This window comes from Campylobacterota bacterium, from assembly GCA_020633995.1.
GTDB lineage: Bacteria > Babelota > Babeliae > Babelales > RVW-14 > JACKCO01.
This window is the reverse complement of the sequence record JACKCO010000006.1, coordinates 1-16,990: the sequence shown is the minus strand read 5'-3', so window position 1 is coordinate 16,990 and position 16,990 is coordinate 1. Positions and strand designations below refer to the sequence as shown.

Here is a 16,990-nt window from a genome sequence, read left to right as displayed (position 1 = left end):
ATATGCTCCTTTTGTAAACTACGGGTTAATTGTTTTGTGCTCAAGTCTAAATGCAAACAGAAAAAAAATGAAGCAACACTCAAAAGATACTCATGCTTGAAGCTGCTAAAAAACTTATTTTATCGACCAATATCAATGCAAATCACATCCAACATGTGCCAAGTTGTGACCACTTCGTTTTACAAGCTGATCAACAATGGATTTTTAGGTTTGCAAAAGATCACATGCGGTCAACAATTTTGCAACGTGAAGTGCAACTGCTCAAACAACTTGCAGGCAAAACAACCTTGCCCATTCCAGAGGTGATATTTGAGTTTAACTCCCCAGTTGGTTTTGGTTACAAAAAAATTGATGGCCAGATTCTCACACCAGCAGATTACAATCAACTCAGCAGTTACTGTAAAGATCATTTTGCCCAAACGCTTGCACAATTTTTGTTTGAACTACACACACCCCTACCACGTGACGCACTCGTTAGATTGCACATACCTGCATCTGACTGGCCACTGCCAAGCCAGCAGCTTACACAAAAGCTTGAACACAAATTGCATGCTACTGCTCTGCAAAATCTTTTGACCTGGACACTGCGCGAATACACCCAAATACAAACAGAGCAGCATGACACAGTTTTATTGCATCATGACCTGTACCATAATAACATTGCCTTTGACACAGAACGTAACGTTATCAACGGCATTTTCGATTTTAGTGACGCTGCACTGGGCGATCCATACATTGATTTTCGCTATCTCTTTTTACTCGACGCTCGGCTGGCCCACAATGTCGGCCAACGCTATGCAAACCTGACGGGCCAACCGTACTCTCCAACACGCACAACGCTGTATTACCTTGCAACAGAGTTTTCACGACTGGCATCCAGCATAGAAAGCAGTTGCGTTATGCAGGACTGTCGTCAAATTATGCAGCGGTTGCTGAAGTTTGAAAAGCCTGCGTAGTGTATCTGACGAATTGATACGCATCTTGCATCCCAAATTCATCGCTCCCACGCCTGTCCTCTGACTTGATCAGGGTATCGTTGGCAGTCCAGAAATTGACTAACCATTATCTGGATGCTGAAACAAGTTCAGCACGACAATGTTTAAAAGCAAAACTTGATCCCTTGACCAAGTACAAGGGAATATAACATGTGCTCTAAAAAAATATTATTTCAAAACACTTTGCACAGTAGTAAAACAGGTTGAGCATAGCGCCCCATTCCATTGAAATAAAACAAGCTGAAACCATCTGAACTATGTCTTCCTGAACTTGTTTCAGGATCCAGAAAAATGGAAAATCATTATCTGGATCCCGGCTCGTAGGCCGGGATGACGAGTGTTGGGTCGAGAATGGCACCCACAACTCGTATTCCTCAACAAAAAAAAGAAGCCACACCAAAATTAGTGTGGCTTCTCTCTCAAGAAAATCTCTTGTGTTTACTCGCTATGCAGCAGCTGCAGCCATCACGCTATCAGACTGCCCAGAGACTTCGCACGTTTGCTTTGCACGCTGGAAGCCGCCTTGCGCTTGTTGGTTATCAAGCAATGCGTTGTACACACATTTGTCAATAATCGCCTCAGTCAGAATATTCTGCTTAGACTCGTAAACCGCATCACACATAGCAACAGACATAAACATCAAGTCACGACCAGTCAGTCCCTTGGTCTTAAGTGCAATCTCTTTTGCTTTCGCCTTAAGCTTTCTGTAACCCAAGCCAGTTAAGTCAGCTGCAAACGCAACTTCTTGATCTGAAGGGACTTCCTGATTAGCGCGGTCGATAGCGCAGAAGTGGTTCCAGATAATTTTTTCACGCTCGTCAACGCCAGGAAGTTTAAACTGTACACGAACAGGGAATCGGCTCAACATAGCCTCGTCAAACTGCTCTGGGTAGTTGGTAATCGCAACCATGGCAAACTTGTTGTTCTTGGCACCAGTAAAGCTGAGAAAGTGTGTGATGACCTCACTCTTTTCCTCACTCATGCCCGTGTTACGCTGACCAAAAAGCACTTCAGCTTCGTCAATAAGCAACAAAACAGGTTTGCTTTGACTGCGAGCATAGTTAAACAGTCGGTCAATTTCTGCCAGTGCTTCTTGTTTTTCAAGCTTAAACAAACTTGCACCACTCATGTACATGTAGATCGCATCAGCTTCATGAGCAATTGCCTGGGCAAGGAATGTTTTACCCGTTCCAGGAGCACCCCAGAAAAGGTAGTTTCTAAAGTATCCACCGTTAGCAGCAACGTTTTGAATTGTTCTTGAAATTTCTGTTGCACGTTCTTTGGTTTCTTTGTCCAAAATAACGTCGTTAACATGAAGCGGTTTGACGTATTTGCCCATGCCAAAAATTGATTTAATTTGTTCTGGGATGGTCAAGCCATTAGTTTGTTCAATAATGTTTGGTTTTCTAAAGTTACGCTCAAACTCATCAGCCGCAAAATGCATGCCACGGTAGGTACCATATGAGGCTGCACCAAAACCAATGACCGACCCCATTTTTGTTTTATCGGTTACAAAGTCTTGGATACTTTTGCCGACCTTGCGCAAGATAGTTAAGATGTGAGTAAACTTCTGATTTTGTAATACCTGCTGATTTTTTGCTTGTTCGTTTTCAAGTTTAATTTTGTTGTTGGTGTTGTTGTCATCAAAAGCCATTTCGTGTTTGTGTGCTTGCTCGTTACGGGCAAAGACAAAATCCTTGTGCCCATCTTCAGCCAGAAGCTTAGCTTCTTCTTGAGCCTGCTGCTGAAACTTATAGATCTCTGGATTTTCTTGAATTGCTTTCAACTCAGCAGCATAGCGAGCCTCTTGCTCACCCATGGCTTTTGCTTTCGCCCCTTTGTAGATATTTTCTGCCTCGAGATCTGCAAGTCTATTTTTTGCTGCAAGTTCTGCTTGCAAATTCGCTTCCATTTCTTCTCTATGGACTCTCTGTTTTTCTCGTTCAAGCTCTAGCGCGCGCCTTTGTTCTTCTTCCTGATTATTCAAAAGCTCTTGCTTTCGTCGTTCAAACTCTTGATCTAATTCTTGTTCTTTTCTATTTAATTCATCAAGTTTATGATCAATCTCTTGCCCTAAGTCTCTTTTGTGATCATCCAATGCCTGCTGATGTATACCACGAAATTCTGCCCGTAACTCTGCAGCATTTGTAAGCACATTAGCTGCAGCTTTGTTAACTTCTTGTCTCTGCAGTTGAGCATTCGCCAAAAGAGTTTGTAGAGTTTGTTTACTTTGCTGTAATTCCCGTTGAAACGTGGTAAGCTCGCCCCTAACAGTCTGTGCTGTGGTATCAGCATCGCGTAATGCCCCCTCCAATATACGTACTTTCCCTCCTAAATCCTCCATGCCGCATGCATCCCCCATGGACAAAAACACAAACGCAGAAATAAAAAATAGAGACAATTTTTTTGTGTACATCATACAAAATCCTAAGATTAAAAAAATTTGGAAAAACATTTCGACAAAGGTCCAAAATTCTACCACCTAAAAAAGCGGCTTGTCAAACACACCTGCGGTTGTCTTTTTTTGCATTGTTTTGATGTTTAAAAAAGTTACACGGTGTCTAGTCACGAGTTCTGGATCCCCGCCCCCCACTTTCGCGAAGACTGTCGGGGATGGCCCCCTTCAAGCTCGTCACTCCGGACTTGATTCGGAGTCCATTTCTAAAGTCAAAATCTAAAACTTATTTGAATCTTTTCATGGATCCCGGCTCGCAGGCCGGGATGACGAGTGTTGAATCGAGGATAACACGGTGTGTGAGTGAAGAAAAACATGATGCGGTTTATATTCATAGATAGCGAGCCTGCCCCCTTGCTTGACAAGGGGGTCACTCCGGACTTGATTCATTACTGTCCAAAGTACTTTTTGAGCTACTCGTTGTTAACTCAAATCCAACAAAAAAGTCGTCATCCCCGAGTCCCATCGGGGATCTCGTTTAAAGTACTTTTTATTGATCAGGAATAACGATTAGTAATGGAAAGAAGATTCCCGATCGGAGTCGGGAATGACCCCTCTGCTTAGAGCAAACCCTTTTTAACACTTTGGACAGCACCGGCTCGCAGGCCGGAGTAAGGGGACAGGCTTGGGAATGGCACGGTGTGTGAGTCTAGAAGAAAACATGATGCGATTGCTTACCCCTTAACACGCGCAAGCAACCGCATCATCTTCAACTTCATAAGCCTGAGCATGGCAAGGACAGGAGAGTCAGATGCGTCAGACGCACTCGGCAACTCCCAATGCTTTGCCTTCTTCTTTTTAAGTTGATCGATCTTTTGTTTGGTTAACACTGGTTTTTGTGTTTTGTGTTCAGGTTTTACACCTGCCAGCACCTGAGTAAGGCTGGTGGTGTCAGTATCGTACTCACGTAGGCTTTGTTTGAGTTGAGCAAAATATTTGTTATAACCACTCACTGCTTTGTCATCACCAACCTGTGTTCGTTTGAGATTGTCTTGGCCCTGTATTTTTTGATAATGGTAAACCTTGTCGTTAAGCTTGTCGTCAGCAAAACCTTTCGTTGTAAAGTACACACGGTCATGTGCCTGCTCGTTAAAAAATGGTGCATTCATCACAAACGCAACGGAAGTAAGTGTCACTGCCCCCGGCTTAAATTTGCCAGCGCCAAAATCGTTTTGACCCGTCAGCGTTTCAATCAATACAATGATCGATTCGTTTCGGAGTGCGCTTTGTGCTTGCTTTTGCCAACCAGGAGCAGACTGTTCTACTTTATCTTTGCCCAAAAGCCAGAGTAAAAACTGTTTAACGCCACCGGTAAGTTGCACCTTATCAATGTAAAACATGGGGCACTGCACACCAATGGTTGAGAGAATGTCGTAATAGCCAACTTTAAAATCAAGCAGGGGTACAAGCTGCACACCAAAGCCGGTAAGCTTGAGCGTTGCTGGTGTATAATATTTTTGCAACAGCACAGCTTCTTTAGCTGAAAAATCAATCACACCATTTTTACGCTGTACACTGCGCACTGTCGGCGAGTCAAGCACGCCAAGCTTTGGTGCCACTACAGGAATGCGTGCCCAACTAGTACCCTGCAGCCTCACCTGGGGAATGTTATAAATGTCTTGCAGCGTTTGGTGTTTGTCACTATAAAATGACGACACGTTTCTAACAATACTTGCTATCTGATCGATACGATCAGTTTTAGTTTTATTGCCCAGGCCATCGTAATACTTGTCAAGCTGATCAAAAAACTGTATAAAGTTATAGCGCGATGTAAATTTGTATTTGCCTTGCAAAACGTTTTTCTCATATCCACTCGTCGTAGTATGCATCGAAGTAACTGATGGAGTAATCGATGTTGTCTCATGACGCGCAAGCGCTCCTGCAACAACGGTATAGCTCAGCTCTTGCGGTGCGCCACTGGCAAGAAATGGCATCTGTAAATGATCACCACCACCATAACAGGTACTATAGTATAAAAAATGTGTGTTGATGGATTGATTAAAAAATCTGGTCAGCATCTTAAACGATTTGACCGACAAATTTATAATCGAGCTCCAACCAAACATTTTTTCAACCGAATCATACCCACGCAGTGCAAACACGACCATAAGTTCTTGCTTTGTTTTGTGCTTCACAAATGGCAAGTTCGACTTTTGCTTGAGCTGCGCTGCATACTGTTCAAGTTGGGCAAGTTTAGCATCAGCATTAGAAGGCTTTTGTGGCTGCAACACATAAGGCATGTTTGAAACGATGTAGCTGAGCACTTCTTGCGACTCATTATCGGTCCAGTTTTGTTTATTCCCATGAGGCATTGTATAACTTTTTTTGTCCAGAACCTTGAGCCGCATAGCCTGCTCGATAAAATCGCGTCCTGGCCAAAAACCAAGCTGTTCTTTAACATAATTAACCAAATTTGTTTCAGGGCTGCCAGCACCGCCATGTCCCGCTGCAAAAAACTGCCACACTGGCAAAAGCAAGTTTTTGTCAAAGTCTACCTCTGCTAACGCTAGCGAGAAGGGCTTGAGCTTTTGTGGTCGTAACTTCAAGTCATACTCTATACGTTTTATTGTCTGAGGTATCTGGCTTACTACCTCCTGCTTTCTCTTAATATCTATCTCTTTTGCTTTTTTCTCTTTTTCATCTTTAAGAACCGCCAGTTCTTTTTGAAACGTTTTTATATCCTGTTCTAACGCAATTTTTTTTACGGCTAACTTTTTAGGCAATGTTCGCTCTATGTCTCCGAGATTTTTGCGTATTTTTTCAAATTCTTGTTTTTCTCCTTCAGAAACTTCACGAGTTTTAACGTCAGCATTGTTCAAAAAAATCTTTCCCATAATGTTGCGCAGAAGGCCAACTCCTAACACTTTGCCAGCAAGCTCACGTTTTTTTGAATATTCGCTTTGTTTTGAAAAGAAATGCGGATAATTTTTTTCTTGCAGGGGCTTGTCAATTTTTTGCAGACTACTCAACTTCAAGCCAAGTAAAAAATCTGTCTCTGTAATTTTTTTCTTGGGATCAAAAAACTGCGAAAACTGCAATACATCTGACCTCGCACCAACCATAACTTTCTTGTAGACATCGGCACTTTTAAGAATACGCTGCTTGTACAGCTTGGGAACAAGTACATAGAGATACTCATGACCGGTTGGCTGCTGGTCAGCAACGGCTTTATACATCTCCCACTCGTTTTCGTTAAACAGCTGTGCATATTGATATGAAGCATTAGCATTGCCAACTTTTGCCCCATACTCCAAAAACATGCGCCAGACAATGGGATGCACAACAACAATCCCCGCTCGCTGAACTACTGCAGTCATAAGCCAGGCAAGCATTGCGCCACCACCAACAGCGTTACCACTCTGGTCGTACTTTACATCGCTGCCCTCATCAAAAATCATAATGGCATTACGCAGCCTGAGGCTGTCTTGAGCGCAAGCGCGGTGTAGCTGAAGACAGAAAATAGATAAAAAAAACAACAGTAATTTTGACGTTCTAGTCATACGCTATACCTTTAAGCTTGCTCCTGCCAACGGTACAAACTCCACAAAAACACTCGATACTACATGTCGTGCTGAATTCATTTCAGCATCCAGATAATGTTTTTTCCCAATTTCTGGATCCTGAAACAAGTTCAGGAAGACAGAAGGTTTGCTCATGCAGACTTGCTAAACTCATCACTCTGAATCCCAACAAGGTATTATCTTGCTCGTCGGCACACTATCACTGCCCGATAAGCGAAAATCCAGAACTTGATTTCAACCTCCATTTACTGTAGAAAAAAACGCTCCCTCAAAACAACACTTTCTCCTAATTGAAATTTACAAAAATCAAATAGGCCAAACCCTTGCCCATATTTCAAAAAAAGCCTCATTCGTGATACACTTTTTCAGAAAAATAACCCCATAAAAAAATGAGGAGAAACTATGAAAGAGAAAGTACTTTCGCTCTGTGCTTTGGCATTAAGTTACAGTGCTAATGGTTTTGGCGATAACGCAGTTAACCTGAACAAGCAAACAACGCAGCCAGACAGCATTAGCGCACACGCATCAACTAAAACACTGGACATGGCAGCAACAAACACCTTCAAAAAAGAGGAAACAATGACTCAAAAAAATAGTGACGCTACAACAGCGGCCAAATCACAAAAAACGTCTGCCCCTGAAGCAGAATTTAAACCAACCCCACGAACATTGGATAAAACGTTTAAAACAGCTTCAGGCTTGAAGTACACAGTACTACAAGAGCCAGACAGCGACGCTCTGACCGTCAAACCAGGTGATCAAGTAACGGTTCACTACACTGGCTGGCTTGACAACAACGGTCAACCAGGCAAAAAGTTTGACAGCAGTGTTGACCGCGGACGTAAATTTACCTTCAGAGCTGGGGTAGGACAAGTTATTCGTGGTTGGGATGAAACCCTACTTTCCATGAAGACTGGCGAGAAACGCCGTGTAACCATTCCTGCAGAACTTGGCTATGGCGCACGCGGTGCAGGAGCCGCTATTCCACCAAACGCTTCATTAATTTTTGACGTTGAACTTTTTGATGTCAAAACACCTCAGCCACGTGCTCATCGCACAGCATAAACTTACTTGGGTAGGTGGTAGTAACTTAATTACCGCCTACCCTCCAATGTGTTCTGGCAAATTTTTGCCCCCACTCTTGTAATTGCCTCTTTTTCTCTTGGTCACGCTCATAGTCTATGGGCATTTTTCCCTGGTGATTTCTTGCTGCCATCAACTCTGGACAGTTGCAAATGAGTGTCTTTGCTGTTTCATACCATTTTTTTTGTACTGCTATATGCAAAAGTGTATCACCATTGTGATCACACGCCTTAAAACTGGTTCCACTAAAAATCAATGTTACTTTTTGCCAAGCATTTTTGTCATTGCTTGTATCAATTTTAAAAAAACCATCTTCGTATTTTTCAGGCATCGCTTGCAGAGCTGTATGCAGGGGGGTAAGCATGTACCACTGATCTTTTAAAAAATTATAAAGACGTACTTTACCTTTCTGACGGGCCTGAAAAACATACGAGCTACACACAACATCACTAAACGGGCCGTTAAGCGAGAAACCATTTTGATTCAACTGATATACTGTGGTTACTATATCTTCCCGGTTGCTTTTGGCGACATCATACAGCTGCTTATAACTGGCGATATACTCGGCAAACTCGTCTAAAAACGTCTTAAGCAAGTCAGCATCATCATAAGCAAACACATGGCTGAAAACTCTCGTTGCTAAATCTCTCATGTACCGCGGATTACTTTTCAGAAAAGTGATAATGGCACGCACAACATCCTGCTCCAGAGCATTGTCTTTTTGCAGCAAAGCATGATAAAACAACGTTTCTGTAGCTTTGACAAAACTATCATAGTTCGCTATTTGCCCCTGCTTAAGCTGCTCACACAAGTCTTTGAGTTTGGCATGATGCTCACGCTCTTGAGCATTACCAACCCATGAATGGGTTGTTTGCTCGGTCTCTACACTTCTGACTTCATCACAATATCCGGGCATAATAGAAACAGTTGCACGAGCAGGCACAATATCTTTAAACATTTGTTTAAGCCGTGCTAGCTCACGCTCATCGCGTTCTACTTTTTTTTGGTGTTTGTACTGTTCAATACTTGGCCATGATTGCGAGCACCCATCCTGAGGTTGTCCATTTGACTGACCATAATCGTCCATAATACAAAAAAAAACTTTGTCCTCGGCGGCATTGACCTGGCTTTTACTCAGTAAGAATAGAAACAAAAGAAAAACCATTCGCATAAGCAACCGACAAAACATATCATCTCATTCTCGTGGTTGACTACGATTGAGTAAACAACAAGTACCATCCTTCTATGGTATCTACTAGACACTTAATATTAGCATCCAGCAAACACAAACAGTCGCTTTCTTTGCACTTGTGATACGCACCCGCACTGATAAGCTGATGGGCTGAATCGTAGTCTTTTTTTTCAAAAGCATAATCTAGTGCAGTCTTTTGAGCCTTATCAAGAGCATTAACATACTCTATAAGATGAATGCCTTTGTATTTTTTCATTGCTGCTGCAACAATACGTGTAGTCAGATCAGCACGCCCCATCTCAACAGCTATGTGCAATGCTGTTTTACTCTGCTCATCACGCGCATCCAAACGCAGAGAAAACTGACCAAGCATTTTCTCGATAATTTCTAGTAACACTGCCTGATTTTGGGCAGCACTATGTCCTACCTTTTTTAGCGCATATAAAAATGGTGAGCAAAAGTAGAGATGCTCACGTTGGGCAAAAAGATCTTTCACTGCCTGTTTTTTCACAAAATGCAAACAACCCCCAATAGTATGTCCAAACTCATTTAAGTGTCCATTGCATGCACTGGAATCATCATCATTGAGCAACGTACTCACACGTTCAAGCTCCCCAGCCTCAATTGCCTGGTACATAGCCACACAGCCATTGAGGTCAAATCCCTGCAGTCGGTCCAAAACAGCCTTAACCTGCTGACAACCTTGCGTTGTCAATACAGAAAACAAAATTTTTAAATCATCTCGCTGCTTGTGATACGGCGAATGTTGTGGTGAATATTCATAGGAAACATCGATAGCGATTGGGCTCAACAACGAGGTACTCTTTACATCTTCACTACTCGCTGGTTTACCGTTTTCGCCTGTTTCCAGACACCACGGAGGAGGTGAAGATACTCTTTTGCCAAAGCCACACATCGACGCTGCGCTATTGAAAACTAGCATGGAGGACCTGAGCGTGTCCATAGCGCTCGTAAGCAAATCGCCATTCTTCCCCCTTTTCACATCCATATATGATTTTTGAGGTCTATTTGCAAATTTTTCAAGCTTTGTCTGAAGATAAAAATGATTGTGTTCGCAAGCAAGGTCTGCTGGTGTTTTACCCTCAAAATCTTTCAATCCAAAATCTACAGCCTGCCATTGCTGGGCGCATGCTTTTTCATCAAGTAAAACAATTACTTTTTCATTGCCACGAATAGCAGCATGATGCGCTATATTTCGGCCATAAATGTCATATGCATTCAGGTTAATACTGGGATGATTAATGAGAGCCTTGACGATGGTGCAGTCAACATCACTGTCCACACTTTCTGTTAAAAAAGCATAAGTAAGTGGCGGATAATCCATTGCACCCCTTAAGGCAAGCTCTTTGCAAATATCAAGTCTTTGAGCCAGAGGAAAGCGTGAAGCTTGAGTTGCATCTTTAAAAGCGTGATACACTGCATGTGCATACGGCAAAGGCATACACTGATTAAACAAAACATAACCATTAGGGTTTTGTCCATCTTCAAGAGCCTGTAAAACCTCTTGATAGCTCCTTTTTGTTATAGCATCGTAAAGTTTGCCACAGCCTTTAATATCAGGTACCCCAGGCAGCGCACGAGTGAGTAAACCAAAGCACCCTTGCTCGATACTTGTAAACAGCATAATTGCACTCTGCCGCTCTAACATTGACGGGTTATACTCTGCAGCTATGCTCATCGAAAAAAGTGAGAAACATGTATATACAACAGATAAAAATTTTAGAAATGCCTTCTCCTTTATTTTTTCTCCCTTAAATAAAGTGTGTCACCGGACAGTATACTCAGATTTTTTTGACAATGTCACGAGCTTAAGAAAACATTAAAAAATCCCCGGCTGAGTCGAGGCTTTCATTTTTCCATATGCCAAATAATTAGAATAATTAGGCATTCTAAACTGTTGCTCTTTTTCGGTAAGACTGAGTAACATACAAAAAAACGAGGTATTCAAGACGAAGGAACGACTGTGGCTCAAACCAAACTAAAAACATATAGAAAAAAAAGGGACTTTTCTCGCAGCCCTGAGCCTAAAAATAATACCCCAAAATCTCCCTCGAAAAAAAGCAAAGGGCCCATTTTTGTTGTACAACTTCACCATGCAAGCCATAAACACTATGACCTTCGCTTAGAAATTAACAGAACACTGGTTTCATGGGCTGTGCCCAAGGGAATATCAAACAACACAAAAATAAAACGACTTGCTATCCCAACCGAAAACCACCCGCGTTCGTACGCACGCTTTGAAGGCGTCATCCCTCAGGGCAACTATGGCGCAGGGACAGTCATGGTCTGGGATTATGGAACCTTTAAAAATATCAAAAAAACAAATGGACGACCTGTTGCACTCAGCACATGCTTAAAAAACGGCCAGATTGAGGTCTGCCTGAAGGGCAAAAAACTACATGGTAATTTTGCACTCATTAAAACCAACAAACCACAAAAAGGGTCGTGGCTGCTGGTAAAAATGAAAGATGCACATGCAAACAAAGCAATTACAGACAAAACAAAGTCTGCGCTCACTGGCAGAACCATGCAACAAATAAAGCGGGAAGCAACATGAGCAAGCAGCTAAAAACTTCAGGTTCAGAAACAATAAAAGCTGGCGGACGCAACATAGAAGTTTCAAACACAGACAAAATTCTTTTTCCCAAAAGCAAAATTACCAAAAGAGATCTTATCAATTATTACCAAGACATCGCACCATTCATGCTCACACACACAAAAAATCGCGCGATGAGCATGGTTCGCCATCCAGATGGTATAAAAAAAGAAGGCTTTTTTCAAAAGAATATCGATGATTATTTTCCAATGTGGATCAAACGCATACAGGTCAAAAAAGCTGATGGTCATAACACTATGGTTGTTTGCAACAACAGTGCAACACTGGTGTACTTAGCCAATCAAGCCTGCATAACGCCACATCTATGGCTGAGCAAAATAGACAAACTCAATTTTCCAGACCGCATGATTTTTGACCTAGACCCGGCAAAAAATATGAACTTTTCAGTTGTATGCCAAACTGCACGAGCACTCAAAGATGTTATTGACTCTGTCGGGCTTGTGCCCTTTGTTATGACCACAGGCTCTCGTGGCCTGCATGTTGTTGTGCCCATCAAGCCTACTGAATCATTTGATGTCGTACGAGCGTATGCTGGCAATATCGCTCAAATACTCGTTGAGCAAAACCCAAAGCAGCTTACAACAGAAATTCGTAAAAACAAACGACGCGGACGACTTTTTATTGACTGTGGTCGCAACGCTTACGCACAAACGTCAGTTGCTCCCTACGCAGTACGCGCAATTGAGGGAGCACCGGTGGCAATGCCACTGCACTGGGAAGAATTAAAACAAAGCAGACTCAACGCACAACGCTTTACAATCAAAAATGCCATTACCCACCTTGAAAAGCACGGCAATCCATGGCGGGCTATCAATCGTAGTGCTTGCAAGATTAAACCCTTTTTATAAATAATTAAAAAAAGTGACTATGAAACTAGATCCAGAATATAATTTTTGACCATACTCAAACGCACGTAGGTAAAAAATAAATAACTGGCACTAGGTATAGTCTATATCAAAACAACTTGGTAGATATTCTTCAGCCCATTCGCAAAGCTCAGCATCTCTTTTATTGCTCAATAACATTACATCAACTGATTGCCCCGGATTTATAATAAATGGCACTCGAACAGGTGCAACGGGATGCTCATCACGTATTTTTATAAGTACTTCTTCAAGCCGTTGAGTAACTTCCGAGCTTGTCCAAGCCTTTAGACAGCTGCACGTTGACCATATAGTAACTCCAGCCAATCCATACCCCAACGCTACAACGAGTGCAGCTGGATTTGTAAGCATAGGTAACACATAAAAGGTCGTACCTGCAATGCCCGCATGAGAAAGCATATCACACCTGAGCTCACGTTTTAATGGTTCAAGCATCTTAAATGTTTTATTAACATCAAGGCTCTGAAATGTGGGAACTTTAAGACATATTATACCGTTTCTTCCATCGTTATGGATTGTTAACTTAAAAAGTTTTGCCCACAAAAAGTCTATTTTTCCCTCTAGACCTTGCCTTTCCATACAGATTCTCTCTACATGGTGTACCCCTGCTTGCCTAGCCCACTCAACAGAAAAATATTGATTCCATATCGGGTTTAAACTTATTTTTACACTTGTGCCTTCGCAAAGAGAAAAAGCAAATGAGCGCTCGTCACCATCCTTGTGTGTCTCCACAGGACTAAGAAAACTGCTTGATAAAAAGCTACAACTAAAAGTATCATCATTTTTTTCATGTGTTATTCTCCTCTAGTATTTTTTAATGTTGGCTTCCTACACTTTTTACACTCTCAATAAAAAAGCCCCAACGGTTAAGTTAGGGCTTTTAATCTTGGCAGTACCTATTTTTCCGGGCCGTCTCCAGCCGAGTATTTTCGGCGTAGTGGACTTTACTTCCGTATTCGGAATGGGAACGGGTGTTTCCCCACTACTATCGCCACCAAGAAATTTGTGATGCGACCGGACAGAGCCGGTGGCAAAATCTTGATATAAAATTTTCAAATATAGATTCCCAACTTGATTGGGAATGACGCCAAGACGTCATCTTTTTTAATATCGTGAGCACACTTTCGCATGCTCACGATATTTTTTCAGCAACCTTAATTTTTTTTGCACTCAATCATCTTAATAAAATCGCAGATAAAACTCTCGACTTATTAGTACTGGTTAGCTGAACACATTGCTGTGCTTACACACCCAGCCTATCGACCTTGTAGTCTTCAAGGAGTCTTATGATACAAGCAAGCTTGTATCGGGGTATCTTATCTTGAAGTGGGCTTCCCACTTAGATGCTTTCAGCGGTTATCCCTTCCGAACTTAGATATCCAGCCATGCTTTTGGTCAACAACTGGTAAACCAGAGGTTCGTCCATTCCGGTCCTCTCGTACTAGGAACAGCTCTTCTCAAATACCCTACGCCCACGATGGATAAGGACCGAACTGTCTTACGACGTTCTGAACCCAGCTCGCGTACCGCTTTAATTGGCGAACAGCCAAACCCTTGGGACCTTCTCCAGCCCCAGGATGCGATGAGCCGACATCGAGGTGCCAAACCTCCTCGTCGATATGGACTCTCAGAGGAGATCAGCCTGTTATCCCCGGCGTACCTTTTATCCGTTTAGCAATAGCCCTTCCATACAGAACTACTGGATCACTAAATCCTGCTTTCGCACCTGCTTGACCTGTATGTCTCGCAGTCAAGCCCTCTTCTACTTTTGCGCTTGATATGACGATTTCTATTCGTCACAAGAGGACCTTTGAACGCCTCCGTTACATTTTGGGAGGCGACCACCCCAGTCAAACTACCCACCAGACACTGTCTTTCGCCCGGATCACGGGACAAAGTTAGATCTTCAAAGTAATAAGGGCGGTATTTCACCGATGGCTCCGTCGCAGCTAGCGCCACGACATCATAGCCTCCCGCCTATCCTACACATATCAATCCAAAGATCAATGTCAAGCTATAGTAAAGGTGCACAGGGTCTTTCCGTCCTATCGCGGGTAACTTGCATTTTCACAAGTACTACAATTTCACTGAGTCTTCCATCAAGACAGCGCCCAAGTCGTTACGCCATTCATGCAGGTCGGAACTTACCCGACAAGGGACTTCGCTACCTTAGGACCGTTATAGTTACGGCCGCCGTTTACCGGGGCTTCGATTCAATGCTTCGCCGAAGCTGACATCTCCTGTTAACCTTCCGGCACTGGGCAGGCGTCAGACCATATACTTCCTCTTTCGAGTTTGCATGGCCCTGTGTTTTTGTTAAACAGTCGCCTGGGCCTGGTTATTGCAACCGGTCTCCGCTTCTCTTTTGTATAAAAGATAACGGCACCGGCACTCCTTCTCCCGAAGTTACGGAGTTATTTTGCCGAGTTCCTTGACGGAAGTTATCTCAACGCCTTAGTATGCTCTACTCACCCACCTGTGTCGGTTTACGGTACGATCACTTTTTCGTTACGCTTAGAGGTTTTTCTGGTCAGCGGAGCGTCAGCCGAACATACCTCTCTCTTAGATTGGCATGCCTGTCACTTCTCGGAACCATTTTGCGGATTTACCTACAAAACTATCCTACCTGCTTCGCATGGCATCCATGCGCCATGTCAGCCTAGCTTTCTGCGTCACCCCATCACACTAAAAGTGGTGCAGGAATATTTAACCTGCTTCCCATCGCCTACTCCTATTGGCCTCGGCTTAGGGTCTCGACTAACCCAGAGAGGATAAACCTTTCTCTTGGAACCCTTGGGTTTCCGGCGAACAGGAATCTCACCTGTTTTATCGTTACTCATACCAACATACTCACTTCTTTGGCCCTCCATCTGTCCTTCCGGTCAGACTTGCCGCCAAAGAACGCTTCTCTACCACTTTACCACAAGGGTAAAATCCATAGTTTCGGTGACACGCTTAGCCCCGTTCATGCTTCAGCGCAAAAACACTTGACCAGTGAGCTGTTACGCTTTCTTTAAAAGATGGCTGCTTCTAAGCCAACTTCCTGGTTGTCTGTGTATTTCCACTTCTTTTCCCACTTAGCGTGTACTTTGGGACCTTAACTGATGGTCTGGGCTCTTTCCCTCTCGACTACCAAGCTTATCCCCGGCAGTCCGACTCCTGCGATTTCACGTATAGCATTCAGAGTTAGCTAAGGGTTGGTAGGCGTTAGCCCCCTATCCTAGACTGTGCTTTACCGCCATACGCTACCACGCAAGGCTATACCTCAATATATTTCGAGAAGAACCAGCTATCTCCTAGTTTGATTAGCCTTTCACTCCAATCCACAGGTCATCCCAGAGGTTTTCAACCCTCACGAGTTCAGGCCTCCATCCGACATTACTCAGACTTCACCTTGCCCATGGATAGCTCACTAGGTTTCGGGTCTACCCCACATTACTCAACGCCCTTTTCAGACTCGCTTTCGCTCCGGCTCCGGTCTTTCTAACCTTAACCTTGCAATGTAGGAGTAACTCGTTGGCTCATTATGCAAAAGGTACGTGGTCGCACATACGTATATTGTGCTTCCACCGATTATAGACATCTGGTTTCAGGTTCTATTTCACTCCCCTCCCGGGGTTCTTTTCACCTTTCCCTCACGGTACTTGTCCACTATCGGTCATTAGAGAGTATTTAGCCTTACCCGATGGTCCGGGCTGATTCCCACGGAATTTCACGTGCTCCGTGGTACTTGGGTAATTTGAACATATGTAACGCTGCTCTTTCGGATACAAGACTTTCACTTTCTTTGGTCGTCCGTCCCAGAACGTTCTCCTACAACAACAACATATGCGCGCTCTAAGCACAAGCGCTACCAAATCCCCACTTCCAGTATACTGCAACGAGTGCATTCTTACACAGCATACCTTTTAGACTCTTCCCGTTTCGCTCACCACTACTCAGGGAATCACATTCGTTTTCTTTTCCTCGCACTACTTAGATGTTTCAGTTCATGCGGTTTGCTTCCTTGCCCTATATATTCAGACAAGGATATCAAGGGGTTACCTTGATGGGTTTTCCCATTCGGAAATCTCCGGATCTATGCTTGGTTGACAGCTCCCCGAAGCTTACAGCAGCCTCCCACTTCCTTCTTCGCCTTCTAATACCTGTGGCATCCGCCAAATGCCCTTTTCAATTATCTACAAACTCTTTTTCGTTGAGACAATTCAGTGCAAATTGCTTT

At 43.2% G+C, this 16,990-nt stretch carries 9 protein-coding genes and 2 rRNA genes; 4 read left to right on the top strand and 7 right to left on the bottom strand.

The genetic code is table 11. From position 1 onward, the window contains the following. The first annotated feature begins 92 nt into the window (after positions 1-92). A complete protein-coding gene (locus tag H6679_05835) occupies positions 93-956 on the top strand; it encodes an aminoglycoside phosphotransferase family protein (protein ID MCB9493764.1) in 864 nt (287 codons plus the stop codon). 484 nt (positions 957-1,440) lie between these two features. On the opposite strand, the gene H6679_05830 is transcribed toward H6679_05835, so the two are convergent. Beyond that, positions 1,441-3,414: an AAA family ATPase gene (locus H6679_05830; protein ID MCB9493763.1), complete on the bottom strand. Its 1,974-nt coding sequence runs from the start codon at positions 3,412-3,414 to the stop codon at positions 1,441-1,443. Between the two features lie 710 nt (positions 3,415-4,124). Continuing rightward, positions 4,125-6,950, bottom strand: a complete 2,826-nt coding sequence (locus tag H6679_05825; protein ID MCB9493762.1) for a hypothetical protein — start codon at positions 6,948-6,950, stop codon at positions 4,125-4,127. A 564-nt stretch (positions 6,951-7,514) separates the two neighbouring features. Here H6679_05825 and H6679_05820 point away from each other — a divergent pair. Continuing rightward, positions 7,515-8,036 (top strand): FKBP-type peptidyl-prolyl cis-trans isomerase, encoded by a 522-nt coding sequence (locus H6679_05820; GenBank protein ID MCB9493761.1) that lies wholly within the window; start codon positions 7,515-7,517, stop codon positions 8,034-8,036. A 25-nt stretch (positions 8,037-8,061) separates the two neighbouring features. Here the strand turns inward: H6679_05820 and H6679_05815 are convergent, their stop codons facing one another. Together H6679_05815 and H6679_05810 are read right to left on the bottom strand one after the other, a co-directional pair. After that, entirely contained in the window at positions 8,062-9,141 is a 1,080-nt protein-coding gene (locus tag H6679_05815; protein MCB9493760.1) for a hypothetical protein, read from the bottom strand. 124 nt (positions 9,142-9,265) lie between these two features. Further along, the gene (locus H6679_05810) at positions 9,266-10,945 is read right to left on the bottom strand and encodes a hypothetical protein (GenBank protein MCB9493759.1); all 1,680 of its coding nucleotides are present in this window, start codon (positions 10,943-10,945) and stop codon (positions 9,266-9,268) included. A 285-nt stretch (positions 10,946-11,230) separates the two neighbouring features. On the opposite strand from H6679_05810, the gene H6679_05805 reads away from it, so the two are divergent. Together H6679_05805 and H6679_05800 are read left to right on the top strand one after the other, a co-directional pair. Next, positions 11,231-11,824 (top strand): DNA ligase, encoded by a 594-nt coding sequence (locus tag H6679_05805; protein ID MCB9493758.1) that lies wholly within the window; start codon positions 11,231-11,233, stop codon positions 11,822-11,824. Further along, on the top strand, positions 11,821-12,732 hold the full coding sequence (locus H6679_05800) for an ATP-dependent DNA ligase (protein MCB9493757.1): 912 nt from the start codon (positions 11,821-11,823) through the stop codon (positions 12,730-12,732). Before H6679_05805 ends, H6679_05800 begins: the two co-directional genes overlap by 4 nt. A 90-nt stretch (positions 12,733-12,822) precedes the next feature. Here H6679_05800 and H6679_05795 read toward each other — a convergent pair whose 3' ends face one another. The 3 genes from H6679_05795 to H6679_05785 all read right to left on the bottom strand — a co-directional run bounded on the left by H6679_05795 (position 12,823) and on the right by H6679_05785 (position 16,948). Beyond that, positions 12,823-13,347 carry a hypothetical protein gene (locus H6679_05795; GenBank protein MCB9493756.1) on the bottom strand — a complete coding sequence of 175 codons (525 nt, stop codon included), beginning with the start codon at positions 13,345-13,347 and terminating at the stop codon, positions 12,823-12,825. A gap of 305 nt (positions 13,348-13,652) precedes the next feature. Further along, positions 13,653-13,767 (bottom strand): 5S ribosomal RNA (gene rrf, locus H6679_05790). A 192-nt stretch (positions 13,768-13,959) separates the two neighbouring features. Then, positions 13,960-16,948: ribosomal RNA gene (locus H6679_05785) — 23S ribosomal RNA — on the bottom strand. Positions 16,949-16,990: the final 42 nt, after the last annotated feature.

What these genes read in the sequence shown, in the direction of transcription:
- H6679_05830 (MCB9493763.1), bottom strand. Translation starts at nt 3,414, where the DNA reads ATGATGTACACAAAAAAATTGTCTCTATTTTTTATTTCTGCGTTTGTG.
- H6679_05810 (MCB9493759.1), bottom strand. Translation starts at nt 10,945, where the DNA reads ATGAGCATAGCTGCAGAGTATAACCCGTCAATGTTAGAGCGGCAGAGT.
- H6679_05800 (MCB9493757.1), top strand. Translation starts at nt 11,821, where the DNA reads ATGAGCAAGCAGCTAAAAACTTCAGGTTCAGAAACAATAAAAGCTGGC.
- H6679_05835 (MCB9493764.1), top strand. Translation starts at nt 93, where the DNA reads ATGCTTGAAGCTGCTAAAAAACTTATTTTATCGACCAATATCAATGCA.
- H6679_05820 (MCB9493761.1), top strand. Translation starts at nt 7,515, where the DNA reads ATGGCAGCAACAAACACCTTCAAAAAAGAGGAAACAATGACTCAAAAA.
- H6679_05815 (MCB9493760.1), bottom strand. Translation starts at nt 9,141, where the DNA reads ATGGACGATTATGGTCAGTCAAATGGACAACCTCAGGATGGGTGCTCG.
- H6679_05795 (MCB9493756.1), bottom strand. Translation starts at nt 13,347, where the DNA reads ATGGAAAGGCAAGGTCTAGAGGGAAAAATAGACTTTTTGTGGGCAAAA.
- H6679_05825 (MCB9493762.1), bottom strand. Translation starts at nt 6,950, where the DNA reads ATGACTAGAACGTCAAAATTACTGTTGTTTTTTTTATCTATTTTCTGT.